The 16,450-nt window shown below is 36.0% G+C and carries 17 protein-coding genes; 16 read left to right on the forward strand and 1 reads right to left on the reverse strand.

What is annotated here, in order from left to right; genetic code table 11:
• Nucleotides 1-30: 30 nt before the first annotated feature.
• The gene (locus HNQ94_RS18390; protein ID WP_174497711.1) at nt 31-216 is read left to right on the forward strand and encodes a small, acid-soluble spore protein, alpha/beta type; all 186 of its coding nucleotides are present in this window, start codon (nt 31-33) and stop codon (nt 214-216) included.
• A gap of 14 nt (nt 217-230) precedes the next feature.
• Here HNQ94_RS18390 and HNQ94_RS18395 read toward each other — a convergent pair whose 3' ends face one another.
• Nucleotides 231-392, reverse strand: a complete 162-nt coding sequence (locus HNQ94_RS18395) for a hypothetical protein (RefSeq protein ID WP_174497712.1) — start codon at nt 390-392, stop codon at nt 231-233.
• A 597-nt stretch (nt 393-989) separates the two neighbouring features.
• On the opposite strand from HNQ94_RS18395, the gene ispE reads away from it, so the two are divergent.
• The 15 genes from ispE to yabQ all read left to right on the forward strand — a co-directional run bounded on the left by ispE (nt 990) and on the right by yabQ (nt 16,446).
• Nucleotides 990-1,856, forward strand: coding sequence for a 4-(cytidine 5'-diphospho)-2-C-methyl-D-erythritol kinase (gene ispE / locus HNQ94_RS18400; protein WP_174497713.1), 867 nt, complete (start codon nt 990-992; stop codon nt 1,854-1,856).
• Between the two features lie 53 nt (nt 1,857-1,909).
• Nucleotides 1,910-2,722, forward strand: a complete 813-nt coding sequence (gene purR / locus HNQ94_RS18405; RefSeq protein ID WP_174497714.1) for a pur operon repressor — start codon at nt 1,910-1,912, stop codon at nt 2,720-2,722.
• 188 nt (nt 2,723-2,910) lie between these two features.
• A complete protein-coding gene (gene spoVG / locus HNQ94_RS18410; protein WP_174497715.1) occupies nt 2,911-3,201 on the forward strand; it encodes a septation regulator SpoVG in 291 nt (96 codons plus the stop codon).
• Nucleotides 3,202-3,352: 151 nt separating this feature from the next.
• On the forward strand, nt 3,353-4,732 hold the full coding sequence (gene glmU / locus HNQ94_RS18415) for a bifunctional UDP-N-acetylglucosamine diphosphorylase/glucosamine-1-phosphate N-acetyltransferase GlmU (protein WP_174497716.1): 1,380 nt from the start codon (nt 3,353-3,355) through the stop codon (nt 4,730-4,732).
• Nucleotides 4,733-4,748: 16 nt separating this feature from the next.
• A complete protein-coding gene (locus tag HNQ94_RS18420) occupies nt 4,749-5,702 on the forward strand; it encodes a ribose-phosphate diphosphokinase (RefSeq protein WP_174497717.1) in 954 nt (317 codons plus the stop codon).
• 80 nt (nt 5,703-5,782) lie between these two features.
• Nucleotides 5,783-6,409: a 50S ribosomal protein L25/general stress protein Ctc gene (locus tag HNQ94_RS18425; RefSeq protein ID WP_174497718.1), complete on the forward strand. Its 627-nt coding sequence runs from the start codon at nt 5,783-5,785 to the stop codon at nt 6,407-6,409.
• A gap of 185 nt (nt 6,410-6,594) precedes the next feature.
• On the forward strand, nt 6,595-7,146 hold the full coding sequence (gene pth, locus HNQ94_RS18430; RefSeq protein ID WP_174497719.1) for an aminoacyl-tRNA hydrolase: 552 nt from the start codon (nt 6,595-6,597) through the stop codon (nt 7,144-7,146).
• A 73-nt stretch (nt 7,147-7,219) separates the two neighbouring features.
• Nucleotides 7,220-7,450 (forward strand): anti-sigma-F factor Fin, encoded by a 231-nt coding sequence (gene fin / locus HNQ94_RS18435; RefSeq protein ID WP_174497720.1) that lies wholly within the window; start codon nt 7,220-7,222, stop codon nt 7,448-7,450.
• A gap of 90 nt (nt 7,451-7,540) precedes the next feature.
• On the forward strand, nt 7,541-11,065 hold the full coding sequence (gene mfd / locus HNQ94_RS18440) for a transcription-repair coupling factor (RefSeq protein WP_174497721.1): 3,525 nt from the start codon (nt 7,541-7,543) through the stop codon (nt 11,063-11,065).
• A 223-nt stretch (nt 11,066-11,288) separates the two neighbouring features.
• Nucleotides 11,289-11,822, forward strand: coding sequence for a stage V sporulation protein T (spoVT, locus tag HNQ94_RS18445; RefSeq protein ID WP_174497722.1), 534 nt, complete (start codon nt 11,289-11,291; stop codon nt 11,820-11,822).
• 304 nt (nt 11,823-12,126) lie between these two features.
• Entirely contained in the window at nt 12,127-13,707 is a 1,581-nt protein-coding gene (locus HNQ94_RS18450; RefSeq protein ID WP_174497723.1) for a putative polysaccharide biosynthesis protein, read from the forward strand.
• Complete coding sequence (gene yabN / locus HNQ94_RS18455) at nt 13,704-15,188, forward strand: bifunctional methyltransferase/pyrophosphohydrolase YabN (protein WP_174497724.1); 1,485 nt, start codon at nt 13,704-13,706, stop codon at nt 15,186-15,188. The genes HNQ94_RS18450 and yabN overlap by 4 nt, the downstream gene beginning before the upstream one ends.
• Nucleotides 15,188-15,451, forward strand: coding sequence for an RNA-binding S4 domain-containing protein (locus HNQ94_RS18460; protein WP_174497748.1), 264 nt, complete (start codon nt 15,188-15,190; stop codon nt 15,449-15,451). Before yabN ends, HNQ94_RS18460 begins: the two co-directional genes overlap by 1 nt.
• Nucleotides 15,452-15,547: 96 nt before the next feature.
• Entirely contained in the window at nt 15,548-15,850 is a 303-nt protein-coding gene (yabP, locus tag HNQ94_RS18465) for a sporulation protein YabP (RefSeq protein WP_174497725.1), read from the forward strand.
• On the forward strand, nt 15,847-16,446 hold the full coding sequence (gene yabQ, locus HNQ94_RS19855; RefSeq protein ID WP_174497726.1) for a spore cortex biosynthesis protein YabQ: 600 nt from the start codon (nt 15,847-15,849) through the stop codon (nt 16,444-16,446). Before yabP ends, yabQ begins: the two co-directional genes overlap by 4 nt.
• Nucleotides 16,447-16,450: the final 4 nt, after the last annotated feature.

The raw sequence follows: 16,450 nt of genomic DNA on the forward strand, positions 1-16,450 counted from the left end.
GTAAAAACATCTCGAAAGGGGCGGTTGTCTTTGAGTAGACGAAGAGGCATAATGTCGGAAGAGTTTAAAGAAGAGCTTGCGAAAGAGTTAGGTTTTTACGACACCGTTCAAAAAGAAGGATGGGGCGGTATAAGAGCGAGAGATGCAGGAAACATGGTAAAGAGAGCTATAGAAATAGCCGAGAGCCAGCTAGCTAATAATAAGGGCAGATCTTAATGATCTGCTCTTTTTTATGTCTTCATAATTGGATTTTTAACAGTTGTAGGATTGCTTAATATTGTTATTAGTTGTGCACAGTCGATAGAAACTGCGACGTAACTAAAGCAGGCATTCCTATTTGAAGCTACTGCTATCAGACCGCTTCGGCAGTATACTTCGCTTTCCGCGGGCACGGCCTCAGCCTCCTCGCGGAATACCGTCGCTGCGGGGTCTTCAGACACGTGCTGGCCCGCAGGAGTCTTCGTATTCTGCCTACGCTGATGGATACTTTTGATTCAAAAATAGTGAAAGCCGATAAAGCCAATAAAGCCAATGTATAAGAATTTCTAATCATTTAGGTTACCCCTAGAAATATAGCGTGGGTATTTTACAACACCGCTCTAACCAACTAGTACTTGAATGGAGATAAGTAAGAGAGCACACGTTTAGCGAAGGAAATACACGTAGACTCCTGCGGGACAGCGAAGACGTTGAGACCCCACAGCGAGCGTTTTTTGCGAGTGAGGAGGCTCAGCGCGAGCCCGCGGAAAGCGTAGTGTATTTCCGTAGCGGCAGGAATTCACACACATGTAGTTACGTCGCAGTTTAAGGAAAAGGTAATATGTTCGAAAATAGCCATTATGAAAAAACTTTTTACTTTTGTGCTCTTTATATGCTTAAGATGTTTTTCTTCGTGTAAAACTAGGATTAGTAAGTCCTTGAAAACCTCGCCAATTTTTCATCACTTATGTTACAATTTGTAAGACAATCGGGAAAGTGAAGGTGAGAGGATGCTTTTAGAAAAGGCTCCGGCAAAGATAAATTTAACACTAGATGTTTTACATAAACGTGATGATGGATATCACGAGGTTGAAATGATTATGACAACTGTTGATTTATATGACCAAATACAGTTAACGGAATTAGAGCAGGATGAAATTGTTATTAAATCGGAAAAGCGATTTGTACCTGATGACCGTAGGAATTTAGCTTTTCAAGCAGCAGAAAAGTTAAAAGAAAAATTCCAAATTAAAAAAGGAGTTTTGATTACGATAAGAAAGCAGATTCCTGTTGCAGCGGGCCTAGCAGGAGGAAGTAGTGATGCTGCAGCTGTTTTGCGCGGTTTGAATAAACTTTGGGGTTTGCATCTTTCCTTTGAACAATTAGCGGAAATAGGGACAGAAATTGGATCTGATGTAGCTTTTTGTATATATGGTGGTACAGCACTTGCAACTGGACGGGGAGAACGAATTGAAAAGCTTCCTGCGCCGCCTACCTGTTGGGTTATTTTAGCGAAACCATCTATCGGTGTGTCAACCAAAGCTGTATATGGAAAGTTAAATACTGCCAATATTGTGCATCCTCATACTAGTGATATGGTTTCTGCCATTAAGGAAGGTAATTACGAGAAGATGTGTAAAAATCTTGGTAATGCTTTAGAGCAAGTGACATTAGAAATGCACACGGAAGTAAGGCAGATCAAAAATCAAATGTTAAGTGCTGGTGCAGATAATGTACTAATGAGCGGAAGTGGCCCCACTGTATTTGGTTTAACACAAAAGCAGTCAAGGGCAGATCGAATTTATAATAGTTTACGGGGATTTTGTGAAGAAGTATATGTCGTAAGAATGTTAGGAAAACAAATATCAGTTGATTAAATCCGTATAAAAATGTTATATTATCTTATAATATTCGGATTTAGAGGTGGACTATGAAAAGAAGCGAAAGAATTGTCGCCATAACAAACTATTTTTTGGAACATCCATTTGAATTAATATCTTTACCTTATTTCTCTGAAACATATGTTGCTGCAAAATCTTCTATTAGTGAGGATTTAGATATTATTGATCATATGTTCCAACAAGAAGGTATAGGCAAGCTGCAAACAGTAGCAGGTGCAGCTGGAGGAGTTCAATATTTACCTTTTTACTCAAAAGAGAATAGTGATGTTTTTATTAATCAATTATGTGAAAAGTTAAATGATCCAGAAAGAATTCTCCCGGGTGGTTACTTGTATATGAGTGATTTACTTGGTGATCCCGAAACCATTCGTAATATAGGGAAAATATTTGCTACAGCATTTGCGGATAAGGGAATAGAGTATATTGTAACCGTTGCAACAAAAGGCATTCCTCTTGCTTACGCTACAGCTAATATTTTAAATGTACCAGTTGTTATTGTGCGAAGAGACCCTAAAGTTACAGAAGGCTCCACTGTTAGTATCAATTATGTTTCCGGTTCTTCTAAGAAAATCCAAACAATGGTCCTTGCTAAACGAAGCCTACCGGAGGGATCTACTGTTTGTATTATTGATGACTTTATGAAAGCTGGTGGCACAATAAATGGGATGAAAAGCCTTCTGAAGGAATTTCAAGCTCATGTCGCAGGGATTGGTGTTTTAGCTGAAGCAGAGGATGAAGATGAAGAAAGAATGATTGACGAATACGTTTCCCTCATCAAAATTCATGAGGTTAACCTAAGCGAAAGAAAAATAGATGCAAAGAAAGGTAACTACTTTCAATAATTTATTAAACTAAATTTTTTTTAAAAAGCGTATTCGTATGAAAACGCTTTTTTATTTTTAGCTATATTTTTTATTTTGCTACTTTTTCCCACTTATTTTTAAAAGTTTTTTAAAAATTTAGAAGGATTTTTTGTCTATATGTGGAATTATGGTAAATAAGTTCTAAGGGGAAAAGGTGGTGAGACATAATGGAAGTGACTGACGTGAGATTACGCCGCGTAAATACAGATGGAAGAATGCGTGCAATTGCATCAATTACCTTGGACCAAGAGTTCGTAGTTCATGACATCCGTGTTATTGACGGGAATAATGGTTTGTTTGTTGCGATGCCTAGCAAGCGTACTCCTGATGGTGAATTCCGTGATATTGCACACCCTATTAATTCGAACACTCGTGCAAAAATTCAGGAAGCAGTTTTAGCTGAATACCATCGTGCAGGCGAAGAGGAAGTTGAATATGAAGAAGCTGGAGCTTCTTAAATAGTAAGAAAACAAACCGGAGTCTAATCATTATTTTGATTAGGCTTCTTTTTTATGTTTACACAATTCTCTGCTATAATATGACGAGGTAGGATAAAATGAGTATAGGAAAAATGATATAAAATGAACGTACGGACGGAGGGTTTAGGAAATGGCAAATCGTTTTGCAATTGTGTTAGCTGCTGGGCAGGGAACGAGAATGAAATCATCACTATATAAAGTGCTTCACCCTGTATGCGGTAAACCAATGGTTCAGCACGTTGTGGACCAACTTAATGATTTACATTTAAGTAAAGTAATTACTGTAGTAGGTCATGGTGCTGAAAAGGTCAAGGACCATTTAGGTGAGCGTTCTGAATTTGTTTTGCAAGAAGAGCAATTAGGAACAGGCCATGCTGTTATGAAGGCAGAACCGTTATTACGTAATTTAGAGGGAACAACACTTGTAGTCTGCGGTGATACCCCATTGTTAACAGCTAAAACATTGGAATCTTTAGTGTTAAAACATGAGGAGGAAAATGCTAAAGTTAGTGTATTAACAGCACAATTAGAAGACCCAACCGGGTACGGCCGTGTAGTGCGGAACAGTTCTGATGAAGTTGAAAAAATTGTGGAACATAAGGATGCAAATCCTGAAGAGTTAACAATTGGAGAAATTAACACAGGTACATACTGTTTTGATAATAGAGCTCTATTTGAAGCACTTCAACATGTATCAAATGATAACTCACAGGGAGAATATTACTTACCTGATGTTATAGAAATTTTAAAGGTGAAAAACGAAAAAATAGTTGCTTATAAAACTAATGATTTTGAAGAAACCATTGGTGTGAACGATAGAGTCGCCTTAGCGCAAGCAGAAAAAAGTATGAGAGAAAGGGTCAATTTTCAGCATATGAAAAATGGCGTGACGTTAATTGATCCAGATAACACATATATCGGCATGGACGTCCAAATTGAACAGGATGTAGTGATCTATCCAGGTTGTAACCTTTATGGTGAAACAATAATAAAGAGTCATGCGGTTATTGGTCCAAATACCGAAATCAAAGACTGTGAAATTGGAGAAGGAACAACAGTAAGACAAAGTGTAGCACATGAAAGTAAAATAGGCGCAAATGTACAGGTAGGACCTTATGCGCATATTAGACCGGCTTCTGATATCGGCAACGATGTGAAAGTAGGAAACTTTGTAGAAATTAAGAAATCTACTTTTGGTGATGGAAGCAAAGCATCTCATCTAAGTTATATTGGAGATGCAGACGTAGGTAAAGATGTGAACATTGGCTGTGGGACAATTACCGTCAATTATGATGGTTTGAACAAGTATAAAACAATTATAGAAGATGATTCATTTATAGGGTGTAATTCTAACTTAGTAGCACCAGTTACGATTAAAAAAGGTGCATATGTAGCAGCTGGTTCAACCATTACGAAAGATGTTCCCGAAAAATCTTTATCTATTGCTCGTTCTCGTCAAACAAATAAAGAAGGTTACGTAGACCGACTGAAAAATATGAAGAAAAAATAATGGAGGTTTAGGAAAAATGCCTAATCAATACAAGGACCGATTACTAAAAGTATTTACGTTGAATTCAAACAGAACATTAGCAAAAGAGATTGCTGAACAAATCGGAACAGATCTAGGGAAGTGTTCGGTAACAACTTTTAGTGATGGAGAGCTTCAAATAAACATAGAAGAAAGTGTGCGTGGTTGTGATGTATATGTTATTCAGTCTACTTGCCAACCAGTTAACGAACATTTAATGGAACTCCTTATTATGATAGATGCTTTAAAGAGAGCGTCTGCCCGTAGCATTAATATTGTTATCCCTTATTATGGTTATGCTCGTCAGGATCGTAAGGCAAGAGCAAGGGAACCAATCACTGCTAAGCTTGTAGCTGATCTACTACAAACAGCAGGTGCATCTAGAGTCATATCTCTAGATCTGCATGCTCCACAAATTCAAGGGTTCTTTGATATCCCAATTGATAATCTTATGGGTGTACCGATTCTCTCTGATTATTTCAATGGAAAAGCTATGGACGATATTGTTGTAGTGTCTCCTGATCATGGGGGAGTTACTCGAGCACGTAAAATGGCAGATTACCTCAAAGCTCCTATTGCTATTATTGATAAACGTCGACCTCGTCCGAACGTTGCTGAGGTGATGAATATTGTAGGGAACATTGAGGGGAAAACAGCGATTATTATTGATGATATTATTGATACAGCAGGAACGATAACTCTAGCTGCAAATGCATTAATTGAAAATGGTGCCAATGAAGTTTATGCATGTTGTACACATCCTGTACTTTCAGGTCCAGCAATTGAAAGAATTGAAAACTCAAAAATTAAAGAACTAGTTATTACTAACACGATTCCTTTATTAGACAATAAAAAAATAGATAAAATTACACAGCTTTCTGTAGGACCATTAATTGGTGAAGCAATTAAACGTGTTCACGAACTTAAGTCTGTAAGTGTTTTATTTGATTAATTTTCAAAAAAAGGTTTAATAACACTGCATTAAGGGGAATAAATAGGTGTGTCTTATAATTTTTGGAGGGTGATTGTTCTATGGCAGCAACAATTAAAGCAAATGGAAGAGATGATTTACGTCGATCTGCAACAAGAGAATTACGTATTGAAGGCTCTATACCAGCTGTAGTTTATGGTAATGGCAAAACGCCAATAACAATAGCAGTTGACAGCATGGAACTACTCAAAATGGTCAGGGACCATGGTAAGAACGCTGTTTTTTCCCTTGATATTGAAGGTCAGGGCACAGTAAATGCTATGCTTTACGACTATCAGGCAGATCCTTTAAAAGGCGAGCTTGTTCATGCTGATTTCTATCAAGTGGACATGTCTTCTAATGTAGATGTGGAAGTAGCCATTCATCTAGAAGGAGATGCTACTGAAAAAGGCAGTGTTGTACAACAAACACTTCATCAATTAAATGTTCGTGCAAAACCGAATGCTATTCCTGAAAACATTAGTGTAAATATAGAAGAATTAGGAATCGGTGATAGTGTAACAGTAGGTGATTTAAAGGGAAGTAGCAATTATGAAATTTTAGATGACGATGATACAACCATTGTTACGATACTTCCTCCTCAAAATGAAAAAGCTGACGAGGAAGAAGAAGCTACTGAATCTGAAGAAACACCAACAGAAACAACAGACGACGAAGAGAAAGAATAAAAATAACGTAGCCGCTTGATGGCTACGTTTTTTCTTGCGTATAAAGAAAGTCTAGCACTTCACTCCAACCGATAAGCTGAAAAATACTTCCTTTATATTTGTAATTAGTCCTATTTTGTTTTTTGGACTAAATTCGATACAATAGTACCAGTAAAGAAATGCAGGATGAAAGTGGGAAACAAATAATGAAATGTATAGTAGGATTGGGCAACCCAGGTCCAAAGTATGAACACACTAGGCATAACATTGGATTTATGGTTATTGATTATTTATTAAAAAGAAATAATTGGAGCTTAAATAAAGAAAAATTCAATGCTCAATATACAATTGAACATATTAATGGTGAAAAAGTAATTCTAGTAAAACCAATGACTTATATGAATTTATCTGGAGAGGCTGTTCGCTCCTTTGCGGAATTTTATGATATACCTGTTGAAGATATTGCTGTTATTTACGATGATTTAGATTTACCTCCTGGGAAAATCCGTCTTCGTCAAAAAGGTGGACATGGTGGCCATAATGGTATTAGAAATATCATCGACCAACTTCAAGAAAAAAACTTCAACCGCATTCGTATAGGTATTGGTCGTGCTGAGCCGGTTGTTAACTATGTTCTAGGTTCCTTTACAAGTGAAGAAAAGCCTAGTATAGAAGAGAGTATACACTCAGCTGCGGAAGCGTGTGAAATGTGGCTGGATAAACCTTTTTTAGAAGTCATGAATAAATATAATTCCTAATAGATTGTATAGTATAAGAAATATCCTCCTCGGAAAAACTAGTAAGGAAGTTTTTTATGGAGGAGGCTTGCTAATGTCCATCAAATACAGTTGTCGTCATTGTGGTAATAAAATTGGACAGATTGAACACAAAGAAATTGAAGAAGAAAAATTAGGTTTAAATGAATTGTCTAACGAAGAGCGCTATGAAATGATTAATTATCAAAATAATGGTGATGTCGAAGTGAAAACTATATGTGAACATTGTGAAGAGACGCTTAATCAAAATCCTTCATATCATGAGCTAGATACATTTATACAGTAGGATAGCTTAGTATAAGCTTTGGTGTATGACCACCAAAGCATTTTTGCACTTATTTTTATTTTTTATGGTAGTTAAGGGGGGAGTAATAAATTGCAAGGGTTAAAGAACTATATAAAAGAGCAAGACGACGTACAAACAATTTTAACAGGTTTTAATTCCGGGATGAAAGAACAGTTGGCTGCGGGATTATCTGGCTCTGCCAGAAGTGTTCTCATCTCTATTTTAGAAGAGTCCTTGGAAAGACCATTGCTCCTAATAACACATCATCTTAGTCAAGCGCAAAAACTCTATGATGATTTAGTTGATCTTAGTTCTTCAGAAAACGTCTATTTATATCCGGTTAATGAATTAATGGCTTCAGAAATAGCTATAGCTAGTCCGGAGCTGTTAAGTCAACGAATTGAGGCTTTAAGTCAATGGCGTAAAAAGAAAAAAGGAGTCTTTATTGCTCCCGTTGCTGCCTGCAAAAGAATGCTACCCTCTGTAGAGCAATGGGAAAAAGCACAGTTATTCTTTCGGGTAGGAGAATCCATTCCACTAGAGGACTATACACAATCATTAATTCAGTTAGGTTATAGACGGGAAGATATGATAACGTCTCCTGGAGAATTTAGCATACGCGGTGGAATTATTGATATTTACCCATTAACATCAGAGCATCCAATTCGAATAGAATTATTTGATAACGAAGTAGATTCCATTAGACATTTTGATTCTGATACCCAAAGATCCTTTTCGGAAAAGTTTGAGGAGATAACGATAGGGCCCGCTAATGAAATGATTTTAACCGATGAGGATTTCACAAGAGGGCACCAAAGGCTAGAACAAGTATTAAAACACTCCTTAAAAAAAATGAAGAACGGGAGTGCGAAAGAGGAGTTAATCGAAAATATTGAGTACGACCTTGAACGGTTAAGAAATGGTGAGCGCTATAAAGAAATGTATAAATACATATCTTTATTTTATGAAAAGCCTGCTAGTTTAGTAGATTATTTACCGAGTAATGGTTTAGTTGTTATCGATGAAATGAGTAGGGTTGAAGAAACGGCAGGTAAGTTAGACCATGAGGAAGCGGAATGGTATAGAAGTCTTCTTGAACAAAATAGAGTAGTACGAGATTTACCTATGTCGTTTGACTGGCATGCTTTACAAAATAAGCTACAGCATACACAACGACTTTATTTATCCGTTTTCCTACGTCATATTCCCAATACCCATCCAGAAAATTTAGTGAATTTTTCTTGTAGACAAATGCAACAGTTTCATGGACAGATGAATTTGCTTAAAAATGAGCTTCAACGTTGGGAAAAGGGTAACTTTTCTGTGATTATTGTTGCACCTAACCAGAAAAGAGTGGAAAAAGTTCAATCCGTGTTAGAAGACTATGAAATGAATGCTATCGAGGCTAGTCCTGATCGTGCTTTACCGATATCTACTCCTATTATTATAGAAGGTCAAATAAGTGGTGGTTTTGAGCTACCGCTCTTTCGTGTTGCTGTCATTACAGAACAGGAATTATTTAAAAAACAAAGCACGAGACCAAAAAGAAAACAAAAGGTATCAAATGCAGAAAGAATAAAAAGCTATCAAGAATTAAAAGTGGGTGACTATGTCGTCCATACAAACCACGGGATAGGTAAATATATCGGTATTGAAACACTGGAACTTAACGGTATTCATAAAGATTATATGCTCATTAAATATTCTGGTGATGACAAGCTCTTTGTTCCGATTGACCAAATTGATCTAGTACAGAAGTATGTCGGGTCAGAAGGTAAGGAACCAAAGTTATATAAACTTGGGGGCACAGAATGGAAAAAAGTGAAAAAACGGGTTCAGGCATCTGTAGAGGATATTGCGGATGATTTAATTAAATTATATGCAGAAAGAGAAGCTGCAAAAGGTTATGCGTTTTCTCCAGATTCAGATTTGCAAAGAGAATTTGAAGCAGCCTTTTCTTATCAGGAAACGGAAGATCAACTCCGTTGCATTGAAGAAATTAAAAACGATATGGTAAGAGAACGTCCAATGGACCGTTTATTATGTGGGGATGTCGGGTATGGAAAAACAGAGGTTGCTATTCGTGCAGCATTTAAAGCTGTTTTAGACAATAAGCAGGTAGCGCTTCTTGTCCCAACAACCATTTTAGCCCAACAGCATTTTGAAACGTTTCAAGAAAGGTTTCAAGATTTTGGTTTGAATATCGGTTTATTAAGTCGATTCCGATCACGTAAACAACAAAATAAAACGCTAGAAGATTTAGAAAAAGGGTTAGTTGATATTGTTATTGGGACACACCGTATATTATCCAAGGATGTAAAGTATAAAGACTTAGGCCTGCTAATTATTGATGAAGAACAACGATTTGGTGTGAAGCATAAAGAAAAAATTAAGCAGCTTAAAACAAATGTTGACGTCTTAACATTAACGGCAACGCCAATACCTAGAACGCTTCACATGTCTATGCTAGGTGTAAGGGATCTTTCGGTTATTGAGACACCACCTGAAAACCGATTCCCAATTCAAACATACGTTATCGAATATAATCCTAGCTTTATTCGTGAGGCAATTGAGCGGGAAATGTCTAGGGGAGGACAAGTGTTTTTCCTTTATAACCGTGTTGATAATATTGAAAGAATAGCTGATGAAATTGACTCCTTAGTAGAAGATGCAAGGGTCACGTATGCCCATGGGCAGATGAATGAATCCCAGTTAGAAAATGTTATGCTTGATTTTTTAGAAGGTCACTATGATGTGTTAGTTAGTACGACAATTATTGAAACAGGTGTTGATATTCCAAATGTGAACACGTTAATCGTATATGATGCGGATAAAATGGGCTTAAGCCAACTTTATCAATTAAGAGGACGTGTTGGGAGGTCAAATCGTGTTGCTTATGCCTATTTCACCCATCAACAAGATAAAGTGCTAACAGAGGTGGCAGAAAAAAGATTACAAGCAATTAAGGAATTTACGGAGTTAGGTTCTGGGTTTAAAATTGCTATGCGAGATTTATCGATAAGAGGAACAGGAAATTTATTAGGAGCAGAACAGCATGGCTTTATTGATTCTGTTGGATTTGATATGTATTCCCAAATGCTAAGTGAAACAATTGAAGCGAAAAAACAAGGGAAAACATATGAAGAAATTAAACCGTTTGAAGTGGAAATAAGTTTAGATATGGATGCCTATATCCCATCAGCTTATATTTCGGATGAAAAACAAAAAATTGATATGTATAAACGTTTTCAAACAATCGATAAATTGGAAGATGTTTTTGATTTGCAGGATGAATTAATGGATCGTTTTGGAGAGTTCCCGGAAGAAGTGGAAAACTTGATTCAAATTTCCAAAATCAAACTCTATGCAAAAAAAGAACGTATTGAATCCATTTTTGAGCAAAAAATGAAAATAGAACTATTAATGGAGGGAGAAGAAAGTTTAAGGGTAGATGGAGCCAAGCTATTTGAAATGGCGAATGAATATGGTCATCTAATTCAATTGGGAACAGAGAAAACGCAACTAAAAATTGTATTTGCATTTGATCGTTCAAACCATCCAAGGAGATATGAAATTGTAGAAGAGTTTGTATCAAAGTTGCATAATGCGAAATAATAATAATATCCCGTTGACCCTTAAATTCCTTTCAAAGTAGTATTTTTCCTATACCAGGAAATATATTACCGTAAAAGTTAAGCATTTCTTCAAACTGAAAAATAATACTTAAATGTATAGTTTGAGTAAGTTGTTGGATACTAACTTTACTAGATGGTGGCAAAACAAAAAAGAAATAAGTCACCTGGCGTAATTACATCAAAGAAAGTGAGGATTTTTAGCTATGAAAGCAACAGGCATTGTTCGTCGCATCGATGATTTGGGCAGAGTTGTGGTACCAAAAGAGATAAGAAGAACGTTGCGTATTCGCGAAGGCGATCCTCTAGAAATTTTTGTTGATCGTGAAGGAGAGGTAATCCTTAAAAAGTACTCACCTATTAATGAATTAGGTGACTTTGCAAAAGAGTATGCAGAAGCACTATTTGACACATTAGGACATACTGTACTAATTTCAGACCGTGATGAGTTTATTGCAGTTGCAGGCGGTTCTAAAAAAGAATACTTAAATAAAAAAATTGGTACACCTATAGAAAAAAATATGGAAGATCGAAGTGTAACAATAGAAAAAACAGAACAAAATATTGAGTTTGTTGAAGGACAAGAAGAAACAGCTGCATCTTATGTTTTTGCTCCAATTATAGCAAATGGCGATCCGGTAGGTTGTGTTGTGATGTTCTCAAAAGAACAACCATTAGGTGACACAGAGCAAAAAGCAGCAGAAACAGCTGCAGGATTTTTAGCAAGACAAATGGACTAAGTAAGTATACAAAGGCTACCTCATTGTTGAGGTAGCCTTTTTCATCGCTTAGGAAATTTTGAACTTGTGATAAGTTTGTTACAAGGGGTAGCCACGTCTAGATCCAGCACCTACCCCCTTGGGACTATATCAATCCTCTTTTGTGGCAAAATACGCTACGGTAGTCTTGGCTTATGCCTGTCGGGGGTGAGCAAGGCCCTTGCGCTTTTGTTCTTTTCCTGTCCAGTCCATACATCACTGAAACAGGCACTTCGGCTTTTCAATATGCTATAATGTTCGATATTGGTTGTAAAGGACGGACTATATGAGTGATAAAGTGCTATGGAAAGGTGCATTACTTTTAACGGCAGCTGGAGTTTTTGGCAAAATATTAAGTGCGGGTTATCGTGTACCGTTTCAGAATATGGTTGGGGATGAAGGTTTTTATATTTATCAACAAATTTACCCTTTTATAACTATTGCTTGGTTATTGTCCATATACGGTTTTCCAGCAGCTATTTCCAAGCTAGTTATAGAATTAGAAGGACAAAAAAGTCAGCAACAACAAATCACCTTTCATTTACCTATATTTGTTTTTTTATTCATGATAAATTTTCTATTGTTTGTATGTTTATATGTTGGAGCGGAACAAATTGCCAGAGGGATGGGTGATGTAAAGCTACAAGAGCCAATCCAATATGCTTCTTTTCTTTTTTTAATTATTCCTTTTACTTCTTTTATAAGAGGTGGGTTCCAAAGCACAGGAAATATGCGGCCTACAGCTTTTTCACAAACAGCGGAGCAATTGGTACGTGTTTTTTTTATTCTTTTATTTACTTATTTATTTGTGAAACAAGGAAAGAATTTATATGAGATAGGAAGTGGCGCTGCTTTTGCCTCTTCTATTGGTGTGTTCGTTGGGATTATCATTCTGGTTATATATATTTTTTATTTTACAAAACGTAAGCAAGCTATTCGTTTCAGTTATCACTTAATATCCTATAGAAAAATGGCGAAAGTTTTGTTACAAACAACAGTAATTATGAGTTTGAATTATATGTTGTTAGTTTTTTTACAGTTAGTAGATAATTTCACGATGATTTCCACGTTACAGCAATACGGTTTATCACTTGAGGATGCTAAGGTGGAAAAAGGTATCTTTGATAGAGGTCAGCCACTTGTCCAGTTAGGGGTAGTATTTGGTTCTTCCCTAGCATTAGCTTTAGTGCCATCTGTAGCAAAAATGAATAGCGCTAACTATCAACAAACAATTTACCGTGTCCTGAAGTTAACGATATTATTTTCTTTAGGTGCAACTGTTGGATTAATAGCTATTTTTCCATCTGTTAATATTGTGTTATTTGAAACGTCATTAGGTAACGAAGCTTTACGTATTTTCTCCGTACTAATTGTGATTGTTTCTTTAACGTTAACGTTGTCTACATACTTACAAGGATTAGGATTTGTAAAAAGACAAGCGCTTTTGTTCGGTATAACTCTTATGGTCAAGTGGATTTTAAATCAGTTACTCATCCCTTACTTTGGTATTACTGGAAGTGCTATAGCATCGGTTATAAGTGTCGTCTTTTTAGTTGTTAGTTTTTTTGTTGTTTTGAAAAAACAAATTCCTATTCCATTACGTCGTTTATTACCATGGAAATCAACTATACTTTCGATAATGATAATGCTCGCTGTTGTTACTATTCTACATTCCTTTTTTGACTATTGGTTTGTATTAAACGATCGATTAGATTATTGGATTGTCACGTTATTTTCTTGTTTATTTGGTGCATTAGCATTTTTTTATACACTGCTAGTAACAAAAGCATTTTCAGAAGAAGAATTAAAGCAAATACCATTTGGTGAGCAACTGTTGCGCATTTTATATAGGAGGAAAGATAAATGACAAATAAAAACATTACCGTCATAGGATTAGGAGCAGGAAACTTAGAGCAAATGTCTTTGGGGGTATATAATCAACTTACTCAGGAAAAGGGTAAAATTTTTGTCAGAACTCTAGACCACCCTGTTATGCCATCGTTAATAGAACGAGGTGTCACATTTTTTTCTTTTGATTCCGTTTATGAAAACCATGATGATTTTGAAGCGGTATATGAAGAAATAGTGGACGCTTTGTTAGTAGAGGCAACAAATAAGGATATTGTATACGCAGTTCCGGGCCATCCGATGTTAGCAGAACGGACAGTTAAATTATTGTTAGAAAAAGAGAAGGAAGACGCCAACCTGCATATTACATTAAAAGGCGGTCAAAGCTATCTTGATAGTATGTTTTCGGCATTGAAAATTGATCCAATAGAGGGATTTCAGTTTATAGATGCAACTTCATTTGATCGTTTTCATTTACAATATGGAAATCATCTCATCTTTTCACAGGTTTATGACCAGATGATTGCTTCTGAGGTTAAATTAGCCTTATTAGAAGATTTACCTCACGATTTTCTCGTTTATATCGTAAATGCTGCAGGTACGGAAGAGGAATGGGTTAAGGAAGTACCTTTATTTGAACTAGATCGTACAATTTCAATAAGTAATTTGATGAGTATTTATGTTCCTCCGGTTGATAAAAAATATCGAACCCATCAGTTCACCTCATTAAGAGAAGTTATTGCGGAATTAAGAGGACCTAACGGATGCCCATGGGATCAAAAACAGACTCATGATTCTTTAAGGCCTTATTTAATTGAAGAAGCTTATGAGGTTATAGAAGCAATCAATGAAAAAGATGATACTCAATTAGCAGATGAGCTAGGGGATGTACTTTTACAAATTATGCTTCACAGCCAGATAGGTGAAGAAGCTGGTTATTTCACAGTAGATGATGTAATTCGAAATATTACAGAAAAAATGATAAGAAGACATCCACATGTTTTTCAGAAAACATCTGTTACAGGGGAAGAAGACGTACTGACGAATTGGGAGGAAATAAAGAAAAAGGAAAAGGGAAACAAAGGGAATAAACAATCCCTATTAGAGGGGATTGAAAAATCATTACCTGCTTTATTATATGCAAAAGAGCTGCAAGCAAAAGCGGCAAAGGTTGGTTTTGATTGGAATAATCCCGAGCCGATGTGGGAAAAAGTGACCGAGGAAATAAAGGAATTTAAAGAAGTAATCGAGAATAGTAACTTACAAGCGCAGGAGGAAGAATTTGGAGATATTTTATTTTCCCTTATCAACATAGCCAGATTCTATCGTATAGATCCTGAATTAGCCCTTTTTCGAACTAATAAGAAGTTTCAGTCTCGCTTTCAATATATGGAGCATAAAATCAAAGCTAATGGGAATGAATTATTAAATATGACGCTAAAAGAAATGGATCATTATTGGGAACTAGCAAAGAAAGCGGAAAAAGAGAGGGAGCAATGATGAGATTAGATAAATTTTTGAAAATATCACGCTTAATCAAAAGAAGAACCCTTGCAAAAGAAGTAGCAGATCAAGGGAGAATTTTAGTCAATGGTAATCCTGCAAAAGCATCTAGCAAAATTTCAGCGGGTGATGAACTTGCTATAAGGTTTGGGCAAAAATTGCTGACCGTAAAGGTTAATGATTTAAGAGAAACGGTAAAAAAAGACGAAGCTTCTATGCTTTATACTATTATAAAAGAGGAATCTATTCAGCAAAACTAGTAAATCTATTGTAAGATGTTTCGTTTTTTTAAAATTCTAGGTTCTAGTCTTGTCCTTTTTATCATAAATTTTTAATGATAAAGGAGGGGCGATTCTATGAATTATGAACCAAATTTGTATCAGTCAGGGCGTACTCAGCAGGAACATCAAGTTAAGGTTGTTAACCGAAGAGAATTGGAAATTACAGGTGTAAAAGACGTTGATAGTTTTGATAATGAAGAATTTTTGCTTCAAACTTCTATGGGTTATCTCGTTGTTCGTGGTGAAAACTTGCACATGAAAAACCTTGATGTAGGAGAAGGATTGGTGTCTATTAAGGGGCGTGTTTATGAACTATCTTATATAGATGATCATCAAGGAGAAAAAGCTAAAGGATTCTTTAGCAAGCTGTTTAAATGAGTCTAACACTTCAATTTATTACGATGACAGCTATGGTAGGCAGCGGCATCTATTTAGGAATGGCTATAGATACCTTTAACAGATTTTATCGCAAAAAGAAGCGCAATGGTTTCATTCGTTATACAAATGAAATTTTATTCTGGATATTACAGGGGCTTATCCTTTTCTATATTTTATATTTAGTCAACCAAGGTGAATTACGTTTATATGTTTGGCTAGCTGTAATATTTGGTTTTGCGTTTTATCAATCTGTTTTTAGGGTATGGTATTTAAAATCATTGGAGCATATTATCCAGTGGGCCGTTGCTACCATCCGGTTTTGCCGGAACTTGTTTGAAAGGCTAATCATCGCCCCGATTAAATGGCTGTTAAAACTTGTGACTTATCTCCTTACCTTGTTTTGGGCATTTATTATCTGGTTAATTTTAATTCCGTGGAAAATTTTTCAGAAACCACTATTGTACTTTTGGTCCTTAATAAAAAAGTTAATTCCTAAAAACACGAAAAAATACTTACTTTCTTTCCACCATTTTTGTAGTAAAATATATAATACTATTAATAATTGGACAAGATCACTTTTTTCAAAAAGGAGGTAATTCG

This window comes from Salirhabdus euzebyi, from assembly GCF_014207435.1.
In the GTDB taxonomy this organism is placed as follows: domain Bacteria; phylum Bacillota; class Bacilli; order Bacillales; family Alkalibacillaceae; genus Salirhabdus; species Salirhabdus euzebyi.